Annotated in this window: 14 protein-coding genes, 7 tRNA genes, 1 rRNA gene and 1 pseudogene; 20 read left to right on the plus strand and 3 right to left on the minus strand. The window is 53.9% G+C overall.

From position 1 onward, the window contains the following. Positions 1-63: 63 nt before the first annotated feature. The 8 genes from rrf (at position 64) to NSS88_RS00400 (ending at position 1,090) form a co-directional block, all read left to right on the plus strand. A 5S ribosomal RNA gene (gene rrf, locus NSS88_RS00365) occupies positions 64-180 on the plus strand. Positions 181-189: 9 nt separating this feature from the next. Continuing rightward, positions 190-264: transfer RNA gene (locus NSS88_RS00370), tRNA-Val, on the plus strand. Between the two features lie 4 nt (positions 265-268). Next, positions 269-340, plus strand: a tRNA-Ala gene (locus tag NSS88_RS00375). Positions 341-346: 6 nt separating this feature from the next. Then, positions 347-429: transfer RNA gene (locus NSS88_RS00380), tRNA-Leu, on the plus strand. Between the two features lie 17 nt (positions 430-446). Continuing rightward, positions 447-539: transfer RNA gene (locus NSS88_RS00385), tRNA-Ser, on the plus strand. Positions 540-833: 294 nt separating this feature from the next. Next, positions 834-906 (plus strand) — tRNA-Thr (locus tag NSS88_RS00390). 10 nt (positions 907-916) lie between these two features. Next, positions 917-998: transfer RNA gene (locus NSS88_RS00395), tRNA-Tyr, on the plus strand. An 18-nt stretch (positions 999-1,016) separates the two neighbouring features. Beyond that, positions 1,017-1,090, plus strand: a tRNA-Ile gene (locus NSS88_RS00400). A 229-nt stretch (positions 1,091-1,319) separates the two neighbouring features. On the opposite strand, the gene NSS88_RS00405 is transcribed toward NSS88_RS00400, so the two are convergent. Further along, positions 1,320-2,168: an MBL fold metallo-hydrolase gene (locus NSS88_RS00405; RefSeq protein ID WP_061580963.1), complete on the minus strand. Its 849-nt coding sequence runs from the start codon at positions 2,166-2,168 to the stop codon at positions 1,320-1,322. 353 nt (positions 2,169-2,521) lie between these two features. Here NSS88_RS00405 and NSS88_RS00410 point away from each other — a divergent pair, with 353 nt between their 5' ends. The 5 genes from NSS88_RS00410 to parC all read left to right on the plus strand — a co-directional run bounded on the left by NSS88_RS00410 (position 2,522) and on the right by parC (position 9,702). Further along, on the plus strand, positions 2,522-2,821 hold the full coding sequence (locus NSS88_RS00410; protein WP_033014101.1) for a phasin family protein: 300 nt from the start codon (positions 2,522-2,524) through the stop codon (positions 2,819-2,821). A 51-nt stretch (positions 2,822-2,872) separates the two neighbouring features. Beyond that, positions 2,873-4,549: an ABC1 kinase family protein gene (locus tag NSS88_RS00415; RefSeq protein WP_061580964.1), complete on the plus strand. Its 1,677-nt coding sequence runs from the start codon at positions 2,873-2,875 to the stop codon at positions 4,547-4,549. Between the two features lie 114 nt (positions 4,550-4,663). Continuing rightward, complete coding sequence (locus tag NSS88_RS00420; protein WP_049625221.1) at positions 4,664-5,083, plus strand: CoA-binding protein; 420 nt, start codon at positions 4,664-4,666, stop codon at positions 5,081-5,083. Positions 5,084-5,258: 175 nt separating this feature from the next. After that, positions 5,259-7,196, plus strand: coding sequence for a DNA topoisomerase IV subunit B (gene parE / locus NSS88_RS00425; protein WP_061580965.1), 1,938 nt, complete (start codon positions 5,259-5,261; stop codon positions 7,194-7,196). 61 nt (positions 7,197-7,257) lie between these two features. Continuing rightward, complete coding sequence (gene parC / locus NSS88_RS00430) at positions 7,258-9,702, plus strand: DNA topoisomerase IV subunit A (protein ID WP_055359015.1); 2,445 nt, start codon at positions 7,258-7,260, stop codon at positions 9,700-9,702. Positions 9,703-9,902: 200 nt separating this feature from the next. Here the strand turns inward: parC and NSS88_RS00435 are convergent, their stop codons facing one another. Further along, positions 9,903-10,622 carry a MerR family transcriptional regulator gene (locus tag NSS88_RS00435; RefSeq protein WP_033014107.1) on the minus strand — a complete coding sequence of 240 codons (720 nt, stop codon included), beginning with the start codon at positions 10,620-10,622 and terminating at the stop codon, positions 9,903-9,905. Positions 10,623-10,910: 288 nt separating this feature from the next. Between NSS88_RS00435 and treP the strand changes: the two genes are divergently transcribed. The 7 genes and pseudogenes from treP (at position 10,911) to NSS88_RS00470 (ending at position 20,045) form a co-directional block, all read left to right on the plus strand. Next, complete coding sequence (gene treP / locus NSS88_RS00440) at positions 10,911-12,326, plus strand: PTS system trehalose-specific EIIBC component (protein WP_055359016.1); 1,416 nt, start codon at positions 10,911-10,913, stop codon at positions 12,324-12,326. 163 nt (positions 12,327-12,489) lie between these two features. Continuing rightward, on the plus strand, positions 12,490-14,181 hold the full coding sequence (gene treC, locus NSS88_RS00445; protein WP_047818402.1) for an alpha,alpha-phosphotrehalase: 1,692 nt from the start codon (positions 12,490-12,492) through the stop codon (positions 14,179-14,181). 22 nt (positions 14,182-14,203) lie between these two features. Next, on the plus strand, positions 14,204-14,917 hold the full coding sequence (treR, locus tag NSS88_RS00450) for a trehalose operon repressor (RefSeq protein ID WP_055359017.1): 714 nt from the start codon (positions 14,204-14,206) through the stop codon (positions 14,915-14,917). A gap of 184 nt (positions 14,918-15,101) precedes the next feature. Then, positions 15,102-16,514: a Na+/H+ antiporter NhaC family protein gene (locus NSS88_RS00455; protein WP_049626147.1), complete on the plus strand. Its 1,413-nt coding sequence runs from the start codon at positions 15,102-15,104 to the stop codon at positions 16,512-16,514. 201 nt (positions 16,515-16,715) lie between these two features. After that, positions 16,716-17,144, plus strand: a pseudogene (locus tag NSS88_RS00460) (acyl-CoA thioesterase); the annotation flags it as partial. 136 nt (positions 17,145-17,280) lie between these two features. Then, positions 17,281-18,780, plus strand: a complete 1,500-nt coding sequence (locus NSS88_RS00465) for an aminotransferase class V-fold PLP-dependent enzyme (RefSeq protein ID WP_049624282.1) — start codon at positions 17,281-17,283, stop codon at positions 18,778-18,780. Between the two features lie 71 nt (positions 18,781-18,851). Further along, entirely contained in the window at positions 18,852-20,045 is a 1,194-nt protein-coding gene (locus NSS88_RS00470; RefSeq protein ID WP_049624283.1) for an acyl-CoA dehydrogenase family protein, read from the plus strand. A 102-nt stretch (positions 20,046-20,147) separates the two neighbouring features. Here the strand turns inward: NSS88_RS00470 and speE are convergent, their stop codons facing one another. After that, on the minus strand, positions 20,148-21,041 hold the full coding sequence (gene speE, locus NSS88_RS00475) for a polyamine aminopropyltransferase (RefSeq protein WP_033014118.1): 894 nt from the start codon (positions 21,039-21,041) through the stop codon (positions 20,148-20,150). Positions 21,042-21,064: the final 23 nt, after the last annotated feature.

Genomic DNA, 21,064 nt, shown 5'->3' on the forward strand with positions numbered 1-21,064 from the left:
AGGAATGAAAAAAAGTCCTTGACAATAAGCTCAATTCCCTTATAATAATACTTGTCGCCATTGCCTAGTGGTGATAGCGGAGGGGAAACACCCGTTCCCATCCCGAACACGGAAGTTAAGCCCTCCAGCGCCGATGGTAGTTGGGGCCAGCGCCCCTGCAAGAGTAGGTCGCTGCTAGGCAAAGAACGTGGAGTATTAGCTCAGCGGGAGAGCACCACGTTGACAGCGTGGGGGTCACTGGTTCGATCCCAGTATACTCCACCATCATGGGGCGTTAGTTCAGGGGGAGAACGCTTCGCTGGCAGCGAAGAGGTCAGGGGTTCAAATCCCCTACGCTCCATTGTATGCGGTCGTGGCGGAATGGCAGACGCGCTAGGTTGAGGGCCTAGTGGGGGCAACCCCGTGGAGGTTCAAGTCCTCTCGACCGCATCGCTCCAAACAGTTATGGAGGAGTACCCAAGTCTGGCTGAAGGGGTCGGTTTCGAAAACCGATAGGGGTGTCACAGCCCGCGGGGGTTCGAATCCCTCCTCCTCCGCCATAAATATTGACTTAGATCAATTGGTAGAGACGAGCATCTGCATCGTCGAATTTGCTTCGAGTTGTCCCGACGCATCCAGCGTCTTCGAATTGGCTGGGAGAGGAAGGGACACAACAGAAGCCAAGGAGTCACGGTCTACTTCTATCATGCCGACTTAGCTCAATTGGTAGAGACGAGCAGCTGCTTCGTCGAGTCGGCTTCGAGTTGCCTCGACGCATCCTGCTTCCTCGAAACAGCTTGTAGAGGAAGAGGCACAGATCACAACAATAAGCCACCTTCTTGCATTTATTTTATGCCGACTTAGCTCAATTGGTAGAGCAACTGAATCGTAATCAGTAGGTTGCGGGTTCGAGTCCTGCAGTCGGCATCACGATTACGGAGGGGTAGCGAAGTGGCTAAACGCGGCGGACTGTAAATCCGCTCCCTTTGGGTTCGGCGGTTCGAATCCGTCCCCCTCCATTTTTATTTCTTATAAGCGGGCCTATAGCTCAGCTGGTTAGAGCGCACGCCTGATAAGCGTGAGGTCGGTGGTTCAAGTCCACTTAGGCCCATCACTTATGATGGACGACAAGAATGATTCTTGTCGTCTTTTTTGCGTTGTCGCTAAAGGCATAATGTGCTCTACCATCTCCATGGAGAATCCTCTAACTTTCACATGTCAACGAAAGGGTGCCCCCGTTCAGACACCCTCCCTTGGTTTTTACTTGAAAGTGGTTTTAGCAGAGAAACTTCCGCTTCAAACAAAACTAGAAGCCGTTCACGGAACGATAGTCCGTTTGCCTAATGGACGTACTTCCCATAATCAGGGGTAGCGATACGGTCAAAATTACGGGCGAGTTTTGTCAACCCTTCACGCAACTCTTTGCCGGCGACAGGAGCACCGTGTCCGGTGATGGCGACTGACGGAAAGAGTGCGGCTAACTTGCGCACCGACTCGCGGGCGGCGCGCCAATCGATGGTATAATAGCGCGGTGGGCCGCTGATTTCGATTTGTTGGGTCAACACTTTATACAGTGAATCTTGGCGGACGGTGACGAACGCGTCGCCGGCGATTAAAGCGGCGTCGCGCGGCCGAAATAACGAAATGTGGCCTGGCGTGTGCCCCGGTGTGTGGATCCAGCGGAACTCCGGCAAGTGCGGAACGGTGCCGTTCTCTGGCAGCGGATGAACGCGATCGCCCAGTTGAATCGGTTCATTTGGGAAAAACGGTGATATTTTGGCGATGAAGCCGCCCTCGACGGAAGCGTCAGGTTCAGGATAGCTCGCCTTTCCAGTCAAATACGGCAGTTCAGCCGGATGGGCATACACCGGGACATTCCAATGCTTGACAAGCTCAACAATCGCTCCAACGTGGTCAAAATGGCCGTGGGTTAAAACAATGGCTTGCGGGCGACTGCCGCTGCCAAAGCGGTCTTCCACGACTGAAACAATGTCATCGGCTGATCCCGGCATGCCAGCGTCGACTAATACAAACGCGCGGTCGTCCGGGCGGCCGACAAGGCAAATGTTCACGATTTGGATCGTATGGTAGTACAAATCGGGCAGCACGCTGACTCCGAGGCCGCTCGCTGCTGACGTCGCAGGTATGAAACGATAGTCTTCTCCGTAGTGCAGTTGTTCCTCTGCCATGGGAACTCCCTCCTTGCACGAATGGATAGCCCATCGATAGGATTCCTTATCGAGAAGTGGGATATGCAACGCTAGGTTCGAACGGAAAACACCTTCCGCATTTTCCTCTTTGGCCGCTTGCTCGACATGCCCCGCCAAATAATGGTACTATAAAGGAAACCTGAATCCGTGATAAAAACGCGTTCAAACTGCTGAGAAAGCTTGATAAATCAACAAATATCACACTTTTTGCTTTTCACTCAATAAGTGAACATCCGAAACTGGGCTAAACCCTTGATATGATTACGTTTTCCGGTGCTTTTGATGAGCTGCTGTCACGGATTCAGGGGAAAGAAGGAAAGGAGGAAAACAGGATGAGCATTTTGAAAAAAGGATTGGCGTTCGGGCTTGGGCTTGCGATCGCCAGCAAAGAACAAGCGGAAAAATTGATCGATGAGTTGGTCAAAAAAGGAGAGTTGTCGCTTGATGAATCGAAGGAAGTGATCGATCAATGGAAGCAGCAAACCGAAGCGCGGAAAGCGGAAGTACAGCGGCTTGTACGCGAGCAAATCAAGCAGGTGATCGATAAACTCGACTTGGCGACGAAAGAAGACGTGCGGCAGCTCGAGGAGCGAATCCGCCGTCTTGAAGAAAAGGAACAAAGCGGGCAGTAAACCGATGCGGCCTGTCCGCTCGCTTTTTACCGCCTTAGGAGAGATGTCTCGATGATCGGAAAACGGGTGCGCCATATCGGAAGGTACCACGAAATCGCCGCCTCCTTGCTTCGGCACGGATTCGGGATGATCGTCGATGAGCTCGGCTTTTCGTCGTTTCTTGCGTTGCCGCCGCGATGGAGAGCGGAGCAAGGGAAAAAGGAAGGAAAAACGGTTGGGGAGCGGCTCCGCCTTGTGCTCGAGGAGCTCGGCCCGACGTTCGTGAAGCTCGGGCAAATTGCTAGCACACGGCCGGATTTGATTCCCGCTCCGATCATCAGTGAGCTCGAAAAGCTGCAAGACCAAGTTCCGCCGTTTCCGTTTGCCGATGTCCGCCGGATTGTCGAAGCGGAGTTTGGAAGTTCGCTGGAAACACTCTTTCGTTCATTTGAGGAAATGCCGCTCGCTGCCGCTTCGCTTGGACAAGTGCACCGGGCGGTTCTTCCTTCCGGACAGGCCGTGGCGGTGAAAGTGCAGCGCCCGCACATCGCTGCGCGGGTGGAGACGGATCTGGAAATTTTGCAAGATTTGGCCGTGCTGGCGGAACGCCGTCTCGATTGGGCGGCAACTTACCAATTGTCTGAGATTGTCGATGAACTGGCGCGTTCATTACGGCAGGAGCTGGATTATACAGTCGAGGCGCGCCATGCGGAACGGTTTGCACGGCAGTTTGCCGGCGATTCGTCGGTGTATGTCCCGAAGGTGTTTTGGGATTATACGACGAAAACAGTGCTCACGATGGAATATGTCGAAGGGATCAAACTCGGGGAGATCGAGCGGTTGAAAGCGAACGGCCACTCCTTAAAAACGATCGCCGAGCGTTTGGCTGAAGCAACCTTTCAACAAATGTTTGAGCATGGATTTTTTCATGGCGACCCTCATCCTGGCAATGTATTTGTTCTTGACGATGGAACGCTTTCCTTCATTGACTTTGGCTTGATGGGCCGCCTTCGACCTCATGTCAAACATCATCTTTCTTCACTCATCATCGCCTTAATGCGGCAAAACACGGATGGGGTGTTGGGTGCGATTTACGGTTTAGGAATTGTTCCTGACGGAGTCGATGAAGGAAAATTGCGCGATGATATTGACGAGTTGCGGGAGAAATACTACCGCGTCCCGCTCGGTGAGATCAGTCTTGGGGAAGCCGTCGAGGATTTGCTTTCGGTGGCATTTCGCCATGGCATTCGCATCCCAAGCGATTTGACGCTGTTAGGGAAAGCGCTGTTGACGGTCGAAGGGGTCGTGGAGACGCTTGACCCGCAGTTTCGCATCATGGATGTGGCCGAACCGTTTGGGAGAAAGCTGATGAAAGAGCGTCTTCGGCCTGACCGGGTGGCGGAAACGGCGTGGAAACGGATTTTCGACTACGGTGAATGGCTGCTTCGCTTGCCGGACAGCGTAAAGGAATGGACGAAAATGATGCGGCATGGCAAGCTTCGATTGGAAATCACGGCGCCTGATTTGGAAACGCTGCTAAAGAAGCTCGATCAGATTACGAACCGACTGTCCATTAGCATCGTTCTTCTTTCGTGGAGCATCGTCATGGCTGGCATGATGATCGCTTCATCGTTCGGACGGCAGTCGATGCTGCTATGGAAAATTCCTGCTGTTGAAATCGGATTAGGTGTGTCCGCTTTTCTTTTTGGTTGGCTGCTTTACTCGATTTTTCGTTCGGGAAAGTTTTAGCGTTTGTTGCACAATGTTAAAAAGGGCTAAACCATTTTCTGTCTCATAGAAGGATTTTTCTTTCTCGATCGCGAAACAAGTACTGCAAAACCAAAGAGGGAAGGAGGAAACCCGATGCCCATTGTCAACCCAAGCCGGGAAGAAATCGGCGACATTTTGCGCAAGGCGAAGCGGATTGCCGTTGTCGGCTTGTCCAACAATCCCGAGCGCGAGTCGTATATGGTGGCGAAGGCGATGAAAGACGCCGGATACGAAATCATTCCGGTTAATCCGATGATCGAGGAATGGGAAGGCATTCCAGCGGTCGACAAACTGACGGATATCGAAGGACATGTCGATATCGTCGATGTGTTTCGCCGTTCCGAACATTTACCGGAGCTCGCCCGCGAGTTTGTGCAAATCGATGCGGACGTATTTTGGGCGCAACTTGGCGTCATCAATGAAGAAGCATACGCGTTTTTAAAGGAAAAAGGCTATACGGTGATTATGGATCGCTGCATTAAAGTAGAACACGCGCTCACGAAACGCCCGTAACAGGCAAAGCGCGCCATTGACGAAACGGCCATCTTCTCTAAGATGGTCCTTTCGTTTTTCAGGCGCCGTTGTCCGATTTTGTCAAGCGGTGTCAAAAGACAATGGACAGCTGGTCATTTTATGATACAATAAAACAGAAACAGATGTTCTTGTTTTGGCAGAAAGGGGTGGGCTTGTGGCAAAGCAAGCGATACATGACTATAACGAAGATGCCATTCAAGTGTTAGAAGGGCTTGAGGCGGTGAGGAAGCGGCCGGGGATGTACATCGGCAGCACCGACAGCCGCGGGTTGCATCATCTTGTTTATGAAATCGTCGACAACTCGGTCGATGAAGCGTTGGCCGGATATGGAAATTACATTTTGGTGCAAATACATAAAGACAACAGCATCACCGTCCTTGATGAAGGGCGCGGCATGCCGGTCGGGATGCATAAGCTTGGCAAGCCGACGCCGGAAGTCATTTTGACGGTGCTCCATGCCGGGGGCAAGTTCGGCCAGGGCGGCTATAAAACGAGCGGCGGCCTGCACGGAGTCGGGGCGTCGGTTGTCAACGCCTTATCAGAATGGCTGGTCGTCACGATTCATCGCGACGGCTTCATGTACCGGCAGCGGTTTGAGCATGGAGGCAAACCGGTGACGACGCTAGAGAAAATCGGCACAACGAACAAAACCGGAACCATCATTCAATTTAAGCCGGACCCAACGATTTTCAGCACGACGGTCTTCGATTATGAAACATTGAGTGAACGGCTACGCGAATCGGCGTTTTTGCTGAAAGGGTTGAAAATCGAACTCGTTGACGAACGGACCGGCATGCGGGAGGTGTTCCATTACGAAAACGGGATTGAAGCGTTTGTGGCCTATTTGAATGAGGAGAAAGATGTGCTCCACCCGGTTGTGTATTTTGCTGGCGAGCAAAACGGCATTGAAGTCGAGTTTGCGTTCCAGTTTCATGACGGTTATTCGGAAAACGTGCTGTCGTTTGTCAACAACGTGCGCACAAAAGACGGCGGCACGCATGAGGCGGGTGCGAAAACGGCGATGACGCGCGTTTTTAACGAATACGCCCGCCGTGTCGGTTTGCTCAAGGAAAAAGATAAAAATTTGGAAGGAACCGATATTCGCGAAGGATTGTCCGCGGTCGTTTCGGTGCGCATCCCAGAGCACTTGCTTCAGTTTGAAGGGCAGACGAAAGGAAAGCTCGGAACGAGCGAAGCGCGTTCGGCCGTCGATGCGGTGGTGTCCGAGCAGCTCATGTACTTTCTGCAAGAAAACCCGGACGTAAGCGCGATGCTCATTAAGAAAGCGATCCGGGCCTATCAGGCGCGTGAAGCGGCCCGTAAAGCGCGCGAAGAGGCGAGAAGCGGCAAAAAGCGGAAAGGGAAAGAGGCGCTCTTAAGCGGCAAGCTGACGCCGGCGCAAGGGCGCAATCCGCAAAAAAACGAGCTGTATTTGGTCGAAGGCGATTCGGCGGGCGGTTCGGCGAAACAAGGGCGCGACCGCCGCTTCCAGGCGGTCCTTCCGCTGCGCGGGAAAGTCATCAACACGGAAAAGGCGAAGCTTGGCGATATTTTGAAAAACGAGGAAATCAATACGATCATCCACGCCATCGGCGGCGGCGTCGGCGCTGATTTTTCGCTCGATGATGTCAACTACGACAAAGTGATCATTATGACCGACGCCGACACGGACGGCGCCCATATTCAAGTGCTGCTTTTGACGTTTTTTTACCGCTACATGCGTCCGCTCATTGAAGCGGGAAAAGTGTACATCGCCTTGCCGCCGCTTTATAAAATCAGCAAAAAAAGCGGCAAAAAGGAAGTCATCGAATACGCATGGACGGATGAGCAATTGCGGGAAATCACGAAACGAATGGGCCGCGGCTATACGATTCAGCGCTACAAAGGGCTTGGCGAAATGAACGCCGATCAATTGTGGGAAACGACGATGAATCCGGAAACGCGCACGTTGATCCGCGTGCGCATTGAAGATGCGGCTCGCGCCGAGCGGCGGGTGACGACACTGATGGGCGATAAAGTCGAGCCGCGCCGCAAATGGATTGAAACGCATGTTGCCTTTGGGCTTGAGGAAGAGCCAGGGTGGATCGGCTGATGGCGGTGCGAAAAGACGCCGCCATGATTGCGCCGATGTCTTGTAGGAAAGGAGAGGTATGATGGCAGAGCGATTGTTGGAATTGCCGTTAGAAGACGTGCTTGGCGACCGCTTCGGCCGCTACAGCAAATACATCATCCAAGACCGGGCGCTGCCCGATGCGCGCGACGGGCTGAAGCCCGTGCAGCGCCGCATTTTGTATGCGATGTACATCGATGGCAACACGGCCGATAAACCGTTTCGTAAGGCGGCGAAAACGGTTGGGAACGTGATCGGCAATTTTCATCCGCATGGCGACTCGTCAGTGTACGAAGCGATGGTGCGGATGAGCCAAGAGTGGAAGCTGCGCAACGTGCTGATTGAAATGCATGGCAACAACGGCAGCCTCGACGGCGACCCGCCGGCGGCGATGCGCTACACGGAAGCGCGCTTGTCGGCGATCGCCGCTGAGTTATTGCGCGACATTGACAAGCAAACGGTCGCGTTTGTGCCGAACTTTGACGATACGACGGAGGAGCCGACCGTCTTGCCGGCGATGTTTCCGAACTTGTTGGTGAATGGCTCGACCGGGATTTCGGCCGGCTATGCGACCGACATTCCGCCGCATGCGCTCGGCGAGGTGATCGATGCTGTCCTGATGCGGATTGACCGGCCGGATTGCACGGTTGAGGAGCTGATGACCGTCCTTCCCGGCCCTGATTTTCCGACCGGCGGCATCATCCAGGGGAAAGACGGCATCCGCAAGGCGTATGAGACCGGCCGCGGGAAAATCATCATCCGCGCCAAAGCCGCCATCGAGCAGGCGAGAGGCGGGAAAAAGCAGATTGTCATCACGGAGTTGCCGTATGAAGTGAACAAGGCGAATTTGGTGAAAAAAATTGACGAGCTTCGTTTGGACAAAAAGCTCGACGGCATTGCTGACGTCCGCGATGAAACGGACCGGAACGGGCTGTCGATCGTCATCGAGCTGAAAAAAGACGCCGATGCCGAGGCGATCCTTAACTATTTATACAAAAACACCGATTTGCAAGTGCCATACAGCTTCAACATGGTGGCGATCCATGAACGCCGGCCGAAGCTGATGAGCTTGCCGGAGCTGTTGGATGCCTACATCGCCCACCGGAAGGACGTCGTCACGAACCGTTCGCATTTTGAGCTCAAAAAAGCGAACGAGCGGAAGCATATTGTCGACGGGTTGATCAAAGCGCTCTCGATTTTGGATGAGGTGATCGCGACGATTCGGGCGTCGAGTGACAAGCGCGATGCGAAAGATCGGCTGATGGCGGGCTACGGGTTCACCGAGGCGCAAGCGGAAGCGATCGTGACGCTTCAGCTTTACCGGCTGACAAACACCGATATCGCCGCGCTTCGGCAGGAAGCGGAAGAGCTCGACAAAACGATCGCCGAGCTGAGCGCGGTGTTGGCCGATGAGAACAAGCTGTTGTCGGTCATTAAAAAAGAATTGAAGGCCATGAAAAAGCAATATGCTGACGAGCGGCGAACGGCGATTGAAGAGGAGATCGAAGAGCTGAAAGTGAACGTTGAAGCGCTCATTCCGGCTGAAGATGTGATCGTGACCGTGACAAAGGAAGGATACGTGAAACGAACGAGCTACCGTTCGTACAGCGCATCGAACGGTCAGGACATCGGCATGAAGGAGACCGACCGTCTGCTCGCCCAGCTCGAGATGAATACGACCGATGTGCTCTTGCTGTTCACCCGCCGCGGCTATTATTTGTATTGCCCGGTTCATACGCTGCCGGACATCCGCTGGAAAGAGGTCGGCCAGCATATTTCAAGCTTGATTCCGCTGGAACGCGACGATGAGCTCATCGCCGCTGTCCCTGTTTCCTCGTTTGAGACGGACGAACAGCTCGTCTTCGTCACGAGGCAAGGGATGGTGAAACGGACCGAGCTTTCCCAATACCAAGTGCAGCGCTACACGCGCCCGCTTGTTGCGGTCCATGTGAAAGACGATGATGAGGTCGCCGCCGTCTATGCGACGGACGGCCGCGGCCTCCTTTGGCTGGCGACGCATGATGGCTATGCACTTTTGTTTGCCGAAGAAGAAATCAGCCTGGTCGGCGTGCGCGCTGCCGGGGTGAAAGGGATTCAACTAAAAGAAGGAGACTTTGTCGCCGCCGCCTGCCCGCTTCGCCCTGAAGACCGCGGTTTTCTCGTTGTCGCGACGCAGCGCGGGGCGGTGAAAAAAATGGCGCTAGGCGAGTTTGAGCCATCCTCGCGCGCCAAGCGGGGTGTGCGAATCGTGCGCGAAGTGAAATCAAACCCGCACTGCGTGGCCGGAGCGATTTTGGTCGGCGAGAGCGAGGGGACGGTCGGGCTGCGGACGGAAAAAGGGGCGACGGAGATGGTGGAGACTGCGTCGCTTCGCTTGTCGGACCGCTACGCCACCGGCTCGTTTGTCATCGATACGGATGAAGCGGGAGCAGTGGTGGACGTCTGGAAAGAACCGGCGAAGGGGATTGGCAAAGGAGAAGAAGGATGAGGGCGGACCGTTCGGATGTGCCTGCCGGTCGGCGCGCGTTGTTTGAGGGCGGAAAACCGCGGGCGAAAGCCCCGCGCTTTCAAACCAGCGTTTGTTTGCCGCCAAGCCCATGTTGGAGATTGATCAACAAAATAGGGAACGAAAAAGGGCGCTCCTTTTCATGGAGCCCCTTTTTCGATTGCGGCCTTTCCATTCGGGAATTACCAAAACTTCCACCATTTGTTCGTCCGGGAGCGGCCGGCGTTGGTGTTGGCTGCTGTTTGCCGAAAGGAAAGCACCAGTTCCCGGAAAGCTTTTTCCCGCTCGATAATGCGCTGTTCGAGCTGTTTTCGCTCCTGTTCTTGCCTCGCTTTTTCTTCGTGGCAAAAGGCGACGACCGTTTCCAAATGTTCGTGCAGCTGCTCGGTTTTTTGCTGCCACGCTTCTTGGTAGTCTTGAAGGGAGCGGCGCACGGTTTCCGCCGCAGCGCTCGTCTGCTCGCCGAGGTGGTCGAGTTGCCCTTTGACCTCCCTCATCGCCTGTTGGATGGTGTCGGCTGCCTCGCGCTTGACGGCGTCGACGAGCTCGTCTTTTACGCGGGCGACGAGCTGTTCTGCTATGTACGGGGCCCCATGGCGCAACAAACGGGGCACGTCAATAATTTCCCCTTCCATCACATCGGGTTCCACCGGAGCAGGTGGATCGGCGGGCCGCCCGTTCATCTGGGTGATGAGATCCGCGATTTCGCGCGGATGGCGGCCTTCCTCGAGCAACATACGGATTTGACGAAATCGATGGATCAGCTCGTCGGTATAAATGCGCGCCCCTTGGCTGGTGCGGGGAACGGTGATCCATTGAGTGAATTGCTTTTCCCACTGTTTCAAGTCGCGGGCGGTCGTCCCGATTTTTTTCGCTGCTTCGCGGAGTGTATAGGTTTTCATCGCATTTCCTCATCCTTTCTCGTCTTTTGGCATTGATTTGCGTTATGTTTTATTTTCCTACTCGGTCGTTGATTTTCCTGCCGCTTGACAAAACATAACAAAAGAAGTGAAAGTTAGAAAACAAATATACAATTCTTGTCGAAATTGCTCGTTTTTGATCCAAAAACCGTTGACGAACTTGTATATACAGGATAGAATAAAGTCAGGTTGTATATACAAGTTTTTTGTAACCGATTGCTGACAGCGATTCAACACAATCGGGGGTTGAAAGAAAGGGAGGAATTTCGTATGGGGGCTTATACAAAGGAAGCTGCGCAAATTGTTGAAGCCATCGGCGGCAAGGAGAACATCGTTGCCGCCACGCATTGTGTGACCCGGCTTCGGTTTGCGCTTAAGGACGAAGGAAAAGTCGATAAAGAGGCGCTCGAGCGCATCGATGTCGTCAAAGGTTCGTTTTCGGCCAATGGCCAGTTCCAAGTTGTCATCGGCCAAGGACTTGTCGACAAGGTGTACAACGACCTTGTCGAGCTGACGGGCATCGGCCGGGCGACAAAGCAGGACATTAAAGATGCGGCCGAAGCGAAGCTCAATCCGCTGCAGCGCGCCATTAAGACGCTGGCTGACATTTTCATCCCGATTTTGCCGGCGATCGTCACGGCCGGTTTGTTGATGGGGATTAACAACGTCCTTACCGGACCAGGCATTTTCTACGAAGGCAAGTCGTTTGTCGACGTGCACCAAGAATGGGCCGATTTGGCGAACATGATCAACTTGATCGCCAATACGGCATTCGTCTTTCTGCCGGGCTTGATCGGTTGGTCGGCAGTGACGAAATTTGGCGGCAGCCCGCTCTTGGGGATTGTCCTTGGCTTGATGCTCGTCCACCCGGATTTGCTGAACGCTTGGGGTTGGGGAGCGGCCAAACAGGAAGGAAAAATTCCGGTTTGGGATTTGTTTGGCCTTGAGGTGCAAAAAGTCGGCTATCAAGGACAAGTGCTGCCGGTGTTGGTTGCTTCGTACGTGTTGGCGAAAATTGAACGGTTTTTGCGCAAGCGCATTCCAGATGCATTCCAGCTGTTGCTTGTCGCTCCGCTTGCGCTGCTTGTGACAGGATTTTTGGCGTTCATTGCCATCGGGCCAGTCACGTTTGCGATCGGAAACGCGATTACGAATTTGTTTGTCGCGATTTTTGACAACGTTCCGGCCATTGGCGGCTTGTTGTACGGAGCGCTCTATGCGCCGCTTGTCGTCACTGGGATGCACCATACGTTCTTGCCGGTTGACTTGCAGCTGATCGCCAGCACAGGCGGCACGTTCCTATGGCCGATTTTGGTCATGTCGAACATCGCCCAGGGCTCTGCGGCATTAGCGATGATGTTCGTCGCCAAAGACGAAAAGCTGCGCGGTTTGTCGTTTACGTCGGCTGTTTCCGCGTATTTAGGCATCACGGAACCGGCGATGTTCGGGGTCAACTTGCGCTTTCGTTTCCCGTTTATCGCAGCGATGACCGGAGCGGCGATTGCCGGCATGTTTATTACGATCAATAAGGTGATCGCACCATCGATCGGCGTCGGCGGCCTGCCGGGATTTTTGTCGATCGTGCCGCAAAAGTGGACGCCGTTCTTTATCGGAATGGCGATTGCCATTGCCGTGCCGTTCGTGCTCACCTTTCTGTTCGGCAAAGTGCGCAAAGCTGCCCATTGACCGATCGATTTACTGAGACAAAAAAACAATGTGCTAAATCATCAATCAGACATATACCATTGGAAGCCAACGCCAATGGTATGTTTTTCATCCTCCATCTTTTTCTATCTTTTTCGCGCCGCGATTAACGGATTGTGTAAGCGAATGGACGAGGTGAATCAACATGTCGACAACTCCATGGTGGAAAAAAGCAGTGGTGTATCAAATTTATCCGAAAAGCTTCCGGGATACGAACGGAGATGGCATCGGCGATTTACCCGGAATCATCGAAAAGCTCGATTATTTGAAAGAACTTGGCGTTGACGTGATTTGGCTGACGCCGATTTATGCGTCGCCGCAGCGCGACAACGGCTATGACATCAGCGATTATTTCGCCATCCATCATGCATACGGGACGATGGCTGACTTTGACCGCCTGCTCGATGAGGTGCATGCGCGCGGGATGAAGCTCGTCATGGATATGGTCGTCAACCACACGTCAACCGACCATGAATGGTTCAAACAGGCGAGCGCATCGAAAACGAACCCGTACCGCCAGTTTTACATTTGGCGCGATCCGAAGCCGGACGGCAGCGCCCCGAACAACTGGCAGTCGAAATTCGGCGGTTCGGCGTGGGAGTATGATGAACAAACCGGACAATATTATTTGCATTTGTTCGATGTGACGCAAGCCGATTTGAATTGGGAAAACGAAGAGCTGCGCCGCCGTATTTATGACATGATGCATTTTTGGCTGAAAAAAGGCGTGGATGGCTTCCGGTTGGATGTCATCAATTTGCTGTCCAAAGACCAGCGCTTTCCGGACGATGACGGATCGATTCCACCGGGGGATGGGCGCCGCTTTTATACGGACGGGCCGCGCATCCACGAATTTTTGCAAGAAATGAACCGCGAAGTATTCTCGAAATACGATGTGATGACCGTTGGGGAAATGTCGTCGACAACGATCGACCACTGCATCCGTTACACAAACCCGGAAAACCGGGAGCTCAATATGACGTTTAACTTCCATCACTTGAAAGTCGATTATCCGAATGGGGAAAAATGGGCCGTCGCTCCGTTTGATTTTCTCGCGTTAAAACGCATTTTGTCGGAGTGGCAAGTGCGAATGCACGAAGGCGGGGGATGGAATGCGCTCTTTTGGTGCAACCATGATCAACCGCGCATCGTCTCGCGCTACGGCGATGACGGGACGTATTGGAAAGAGTCGGCGAAAATGCTAGCGACGGCCATCCATCTGATGCAAGGGACGCCATACATTTACCAAGGCGAAGAAATCGGCATGACGGATCCGAAATTCACCGATATCCGCGATTACCGCGACGTCGAGTCGCTCAATATGTACCGGATTTTGCTTGAACAAGGCAAAAGTGAGCAAGAGGTGTTGGACATTTTGCAGCGGAAGTCGCGCGACAATTCGCGCACACCGATGCAATGGGATGACAGCGCTCATGCCGGCTTCACATCTGGGACGCCGTGGATTCGCGTCGCGGACAATTACCGGCGCATTAATGTGAAACAGGCGCTTGCCGATCCCGATTCAATTTTTTACCATTATAAGCGGTTAATTTCCCTGCGCAAGCAATACGACATCATCACAACCGGGCGCTACGAACTGCTTTTGGAGGACGATCCGCACATTTTCGCTTACATGCGCCATGGGGAGAAGGAGAAGCTGCTTGTCGTCAACAACTTTTATCCGGTCAAAACGACGTTCGTGCTGCCAAAAGAAGCGGAAATGGACGGTTGGAAGGGAGAGCGGCTGCTGTCCAACTATCCGGATTCACCGGACGATTTTCGCCGCATCGACCTGCGTCCGTACGAATCAGTCGTTTATCTTTTGCTCCGTCCGTGATACAATACAGACGGTGATGATCATGCATGAAAACAAATATTTAGCCATTTATCATGATCTCGTTTCCCGCATCCGCCGCGGGGAGTGGCGGGCGTACGACAAACTGCCGTCGGAAAACGAACTCGCCGTCCGCTACGGGACATCGCGCGAGACGATTCGCAAAGCGCTCAATTTGTTGTCTGAACACGGCTATATCCAAAAGATGAAAGGCAAAGGGTCGATCGTCCTTGATGTTGGCAAGTACGATTTCCCGGTGTCGGGGCTCGTCAGCTTTAAAGAGCTGGCGCAGACGATGAAGCAACCGGTGCGGACGATCGTCCATGAGTTCGCCCTCATAAAGCCGGACAGCGAGCTTAAGCAGCAGTTGCGCGCCTCAAGCAAAGACGACGTCTGGAAAGTGGTGCGCGTCCGCGAAATCGGCGGGGAGCGGATCATTTTAGATAAAGATTTTTTCTTAAAAAAGTACGTTCCATCCTTGACGAAAGACATTTGCGAGAATTCGATTTACGAGTATTTGGAAACCAAGTTGCATTTGCCGATCAGCTTTGCGAAAAAGGAAATGTCGGTCGACGAAGCAACGGAAGAAGATCGTCGTTGTTTGGATTTGCATGGCGATGACCGCGTCGTTGTCGTGAGAAACTATGTGTATTTAAGCGACGCGACGTTGTTTCAATACACTGAATCGCGGCATCGGCTCGATAAGTTCCGGTTTGTCGACTTTGCGCGCCGGAAATGACGGCGGCGGCCTGGGCCGCGAATCGAATCGCATGGCGCTGCGCCTTTGGGCCGCGGCGTTTTTTTTATGGCGTCCGATGGTTATTTAATAAACAAAACTATGTTCTAAATAATCAACAAAATCATAAACGAACAGCATTATGGCTATCCTTGTTAACAGCAAGATCGCAAAGGGGGATGCCGGTGTGGAAGGAACATGGTGGTCGCTATTGCCTTTTCTTTTGATCATTCCGCTCGCCATTTGGCTGAAAGAAATTTTGCCCGGTCTTATAGCCGGGCTGCTTGTCGGGGCGTTTTGCCTTGAGCGGTCGCTTGTTGGCGGCATCGAGCGGGCGCTGTCCGCCATTGTTCATTCGCTCAGCGATGTTGAACACATGAAGGTGGCAGCGTTTTTGTACTTGTTCGGCTCGCTTGTCGGCATGATGCAAATCACCGGTGGGATCAAAGGGTTTGTCGAGAAGCTGTCTGGGCGCATCCGCACGAAGCGCAGGCTTTTGTTGTTCGTTTGGTTGACGGTGCCGGTGACGTTTTTTATGCCGATGTTCCGCATTATGCTCCTCGGTCCGGTGATGAAGGCGGTGCTTCGCCAGTTTCGCATCGACCGGCGCCGGATGGCGTACATCATCGATGTGTCCACTGAACCGATCATCGTGCTTCTGCCGGCGGCAACGGCGTTTGTCGGCTTTATGACGTCTGTTGTAGCGGCGGCGCTGGCGCAAAACGATATTCATGAACCGGCGTATGGCGTTTTTTTGCGCAGCTTGCCGTACAATCTGTTTGCCATTATCGCGCTGATAATCGGGCTGCTGACGACGATGCTGAACATCCGCATCGGCAAGCCGCGGGCGAAAAAAGGAGAGGAGAAAACAAACGAACTGCACGGCCTCGGGCTGCGCAAAGAATTGTCCCTTGTTACAGGAGAGCCGCTTCACCTTTTTGTCCCGCTGGCGTTGCTGCTCGGGCTAACGTTCGCTTTTTTTGCCTATGATGGTCGGCGGCGCGGGGCGCACGGCTGGCTAGAAGCGTTTTCGCAAGCGGATGCAACATGGGCGATGCTGTTGGCGCTGTTTGTGACCCTTCTTCTCTCGATGGGGTTTTATGTATGGCGCAGGCAGTCGCTGTCGGAGTTGATTTACCACTTTTTCGCGGGGGGCAACGAGTTGATGGCGCCGATCGGCATGCTCGTTCTTGTTTGGGCCGTCTCCGCGGTGGCGGGGGAGCTCGGCTTTACCGCTTACGTGACTTCGACGTTTGGGACATGGCTTCCCGGGACGTTTGTGCCCGCGGCAGTGTTTTTGGCCGGATCGTTTTTGGCGTATTTTATTGGGTCCTCGTGGGGGACATGGGGCATTTTCATGCCGCTTGGCGTCACGCTCGCGCACGCGACTGGAGCGCCGCTTGAGATGACGGTCGGCGCGGTGTTTGCGAGCGGAACGTTCGGCGCGTTTGCCTCGCCGCTTGGCGATACGACCATCACGACAGCCGCCATCATGGATATGGACTTGATGAACTATGCGAAATACAAACTGCGCATTTCCTTGATTGGCGCCGGGCTGTCGCTTGCCGGGTACGTGCTGCTTCCGCTTTGGGCCGGGTGAGGAGAAGCGAACGCTTCGCTCTCCCTGCTCCTCACCTCTATCTAAACTATGTTCTAAATCATCAAATATCAAAAACAAAACAATCGCATCCATAAGCGAATCAAGCTATGATAAAAAACAACATACTGACTAGTTGGTAGACACACTGCTGTGTCTGCCCGTCAAAAAGGGGAGAGGGAACACGAATGAAAACCGCACACGATTACGGTCAATCCGCGTTTTTGTGAAACAGACGCGCTCGGACATTTAAGCAACATCAGCTATTTTATTTATTTGGAAGAAGCGCGCACCCGTTTGTTCGATGAGCTGAGCTACGGCGGACGAACGGACGAATGGCACTTTATTTTGGCGTCTACGAAGTGCGACTTTATTCGCCAAGCGTTTTTCGGGCGGCGGTTGCGGGTGGAAACGAATGTCTCCCGCATTGGCAACAAAAGCTTTCAATGCATCCATCGCATCATGGAAGAGGAAACAGGAAGACTGATCGCCATCGGAGAGGCAGCGGTCGTCCATTTTAATTTCCAAACTCAAACGAGCGAACCATTGCCCGATGACTTGCAGACCATGCTTGCCGAATACCTTGCGCCGTCCGTGGGGGAAACGATTTCGCCGTTATCGTGCAAAAAAAGGAGTAAAAAAGGGAGTGGAATATCATCCGCCTGTACGGCGGATTTTTCATTTTCAACTTTCCCACGTTTTTTTGGACCGAACCACCGAAGGCAACATACTTTGTAAATAGACGAAATGGCGGAAAGGGGGAATCAACATGGCCATTCACGCTGTGATCGGCAATGCGGTGTATACATGCCGAGGAGAGCTTGAGACGTATTTTCAGCCGTTTCGCGATGGAACGATCGGCCGCTTTCATCCGTTTTCCACCCCGTTTGGCGAGCAGCGGCTTCTTTACGCCGACTGGACGGCAAGCGGACGGCTGTATCGCCCGATTGAGGAGAAAATGGCCCGTGAACTCGGCCCGTTCGTCGGCAACACCCATACTGAGTCGAACGTGACCGGGACGAAAATGACGCTTGCGTATCGCTATGCGAAAGAACTCATCAAACAACACGTCCATGCCAAAAAAAGCGATGTTTTGATCATGCAAGGCGCCGGGACCACAAGCGCCGTCAACAAGCTGCAGCGCCTGCTTGGCTTGCGCGTGCCGGAGCGGTGGAAACGGCGCTTGGTGCTGGCGGATGACGAGCGCCCGGTCGTGTTCGTCACCCATATGGAACACCACTCGAATCTGCTGCCGTGGGCGGAAACGATCGCTGAAGTCGTGACGATTCGGCCGACCCAAAACGGGGATGTCGATCTTGACCATTTGCGGGAGCTGCTCGAGCGCTACCGCGATCGGCCGCAAAAGATCGGCGCATTCACCGCCTGCTCGAACGTAACTGGGATCGAAACGCCGTATCATGCCTTGGCGAAACTGATGCATGAATATGGCGGGCTTTGCTTCGTCGACTTTGCCGCTTCCGCCCCGTATGTGCGCATCGATATGCACCCGGATGACCCGATGGAACAGCTAGATGCCATTTATTTTTCGCCGCACAAATTTCTTGGCGGACCGGGAAGCGCAGGAGTGCTTCTCTTTGACAGCCGGCTGTATGACCAAAAGGCGCCTGACCATCCAGGAGGCGGAACGGTGTATTGGACCGACCCGTGGGGGCATTACGAATACGTAGAGGCAATCGAAGAGCGGGAAGACGGGGGAACGCCGCCGTTTTGGCAAACGATCAAAGCAGCGCTCGCCATCCAGCTGAAAGAGCAAATGAACATAAAACGAATGCGCGCCCGCGAACAGGAGCTCGTATCGCTCCTATTACCGGCGTTAAAAGACATTCCCGGCGTCCGCGTGCTTGAAGGACATCGGGACGACCGTCTTGGCATCATCTCATTTGTCATAGATGGATTGCATTACAACCTTGTTGTCAAACTGCTGAATGATCGCTTCGGCATTCAAGCGCGCGGCGGTTGTTCATGCGCCGGGCCGTACGGCCATTATTTGCTTGGCATCGATCAAGAGCAGTCCGCCGCCTTGCTCAACGAAGTCAAAAGCGGCAACTTGTTGGCAAAACCGGGCTGGGTGCGCGTGTCGCTTCATCCGACGATGACGAATGAAGAAGTGTATACGATCCTTCATGCCGTCCGCCAAATCGCCCGCCATGGCGCCCGCTGGCAAGAGGAGTATGTATACGATGCGGCGAAAAACGAGTTTGTCCATCGCCACGATGACCGATATGTCCGCCATTTCTTTCTGTTGTAATGCATTTTCATTTCCTCATCAATGCAAAACCGGTACAATAGAGGCATCCTGGAAAAAAGAAGGGGAGAACGATGAACGAATTGTACCATCTGCTTGTGCGGACCGAACGGGAAGAAGAGCTTCACCGCCGGGCATGGCGCCTCGCCGAACAGTTTGCCGCCCGCGCGGCGCATTATGATGAGCGGGCCGAGTTTCCGTTTGCCAACTTCGCTCTGTTAAAAGAAGCCGGATTTCTGTCGTTGACCGTCCCGGCCGAATACGGAGGCGGCGGGGCCTCGCTGTACGAGCTCGTGCTCGTGCAAGAGACGCTGGCCCAAGGCGACGGCGCCACCGCCTTGTCACTCGGTTGGCATTTAAGCATTGTCATGCGCCTGTATTTGCTGCGCCGCTGGCCGGAAGCGGTGCTCATCCGCCTGGCCAGCGAGATCACGGAACGCCATGTGTTGATAAACAGCGCCCATTCTGAACGGGCAACCGGCAGCCCGGCGCGCGGGGGAAAACCAACAACAACCGCTTGTTTCCGCAACGGCCGCTGGGTGCTTCATGGGCGAAAAGCGTTTGCGTCATTGGCGCCGGCACTCGATTACGTGCTAATTTCCGCCACGATTGACAGCAGCGGCGAGGTCGGCGAATTTCTTGTCCCGATGAAAACCTCGGGGCTTCGCATTGAGCCGACATGGCACACGCTCGGCATGAAGGCGACGCGCAGCGATGACCTCATCCTTGATGGCGTCGAGGTTGAACCGGAAGCGCTCGTGGAGATGCTGGAGAAACCGGTCGGTGCAGCACCGGCACAAGGATGGCTTTTGCATGTTCCGGCATGCTACTTAGGGATCGCCATCGCCGCCCGCAATGAGGCGCTCCGCTTTGCCCAAACGTACCAACCGAACACGTTGTCGCAGCCGATCGCCTCGACGCCGGAGGTGCAGCGGAAAATCGCCGAGATGGAGTGGCGCCTCGTTCACGCCCGTCATTTTCTGTATAGCATCGCCGATTTATGGGATCGATACCCTGACAAACGTCATGAAATGAAAGAGGAACTGGCAACCGCCAAGTTCATTGCGACGAATACCGCGCTCGAGGTTGTCGATTGGGCGATGCGCATCGTCGTGGGACAAAGTTTGTATGCTGATAGTCCGCTTGGGCGCTATTACCGCGACGTGCGCGCCGGACTCCATAACCCGCCGGCTGACGACTTGACGATCGCGTGGCTCGCCAAGCGGGCGCTTGCCGGCAGTCGAACGCGCGCAAAAGCTGACGCCTAAGCAGCCAACCAATGCAGGTTGACTCAAGAACATTCAACGTGTGTTTTCCAGACAAATCGAAACCGCTGTCCCTAAATGCGAGGGACAGCGGTTTTTTAACGGTCATTTTCCCGTGTTTTCGTTCTCTGCCTCCAGCGCAGCGCGCAAAAAGGAAGGCAACGCGAAGCATTGGCGGAATACAGCGTCATTGACGTATTTTGTATCTTCGGGAATCGCTGTTTGCTTCGGCAGCTCAAGCGGCCGTTTCGAGCCGATTGTAAAGCTCCACAATCCGCCCGGGTACGTCGGCACAACCGCCGTGTACACGAGCACATGCGGGAACAATTCGCGAATGTTGCGGTATGTCCGCTTCAAAATATCGAGATGGAAAATGGGCGACTGGCTTTGGCACACCATGAGCCCGTCCTCTTTTAATGCCCGGTGCACGTTGGCATAAAACTCCGGTGAAAACAGCGCCTCAGCCGGGCCGACCGGGTCGGAGGAGTCGATCATGATGACGTCGTACTCGCGTTCCTTTCCGCGCACAAAGGCGACACCGTCGCCATAAATGAAGTGGACGCGCGGGTCGGACAAATTGCCGGAGACGGCCGGCAAATGTTCTTTGCACGCCCGGACGACCTTCTCATCAATTTCCACCATCTCGATCGCCTCGAGGCGGGCATACTTAGCCGTTTCTCTGGCTGCCCCGCAGTCTCCCCCGCCGATGATCAGCGCCCGTTTGGCTTCCGGATGAAACTGAAGCGGCACGTGCGAAATCATCTCATTATAAATATGGCCGTCAATCGAGGTCGTTTGCACGACGCCGTCCAGTACGAGCATGCGGCCAAAATCATACGAATCCAAAATCATGACATGCTGATACTCGGATGGCTCGGCAAAGATCACCTCTTTGATCCGGTAGCTAATTTTCAAATTGTCGCGGTCATCTTCGGTGAGCCAAAGCTCTCCGTTGTCCATATGCAAGTAAGGGGGTAAAGCGCTTCCTTCGTGTTTCATTGTGACCTCCTTTAGTCATGCAG

The sequence above is a fragment of the Geobacillus sp. FSL W8-1251 genome (assembly GCF_038005945.1).
GTDB lineage: Bacteria > Bacillota > Bacilli > Bacillales > Anoxybacillaceae > Geobacillus > Geobacillus stearothermophilus.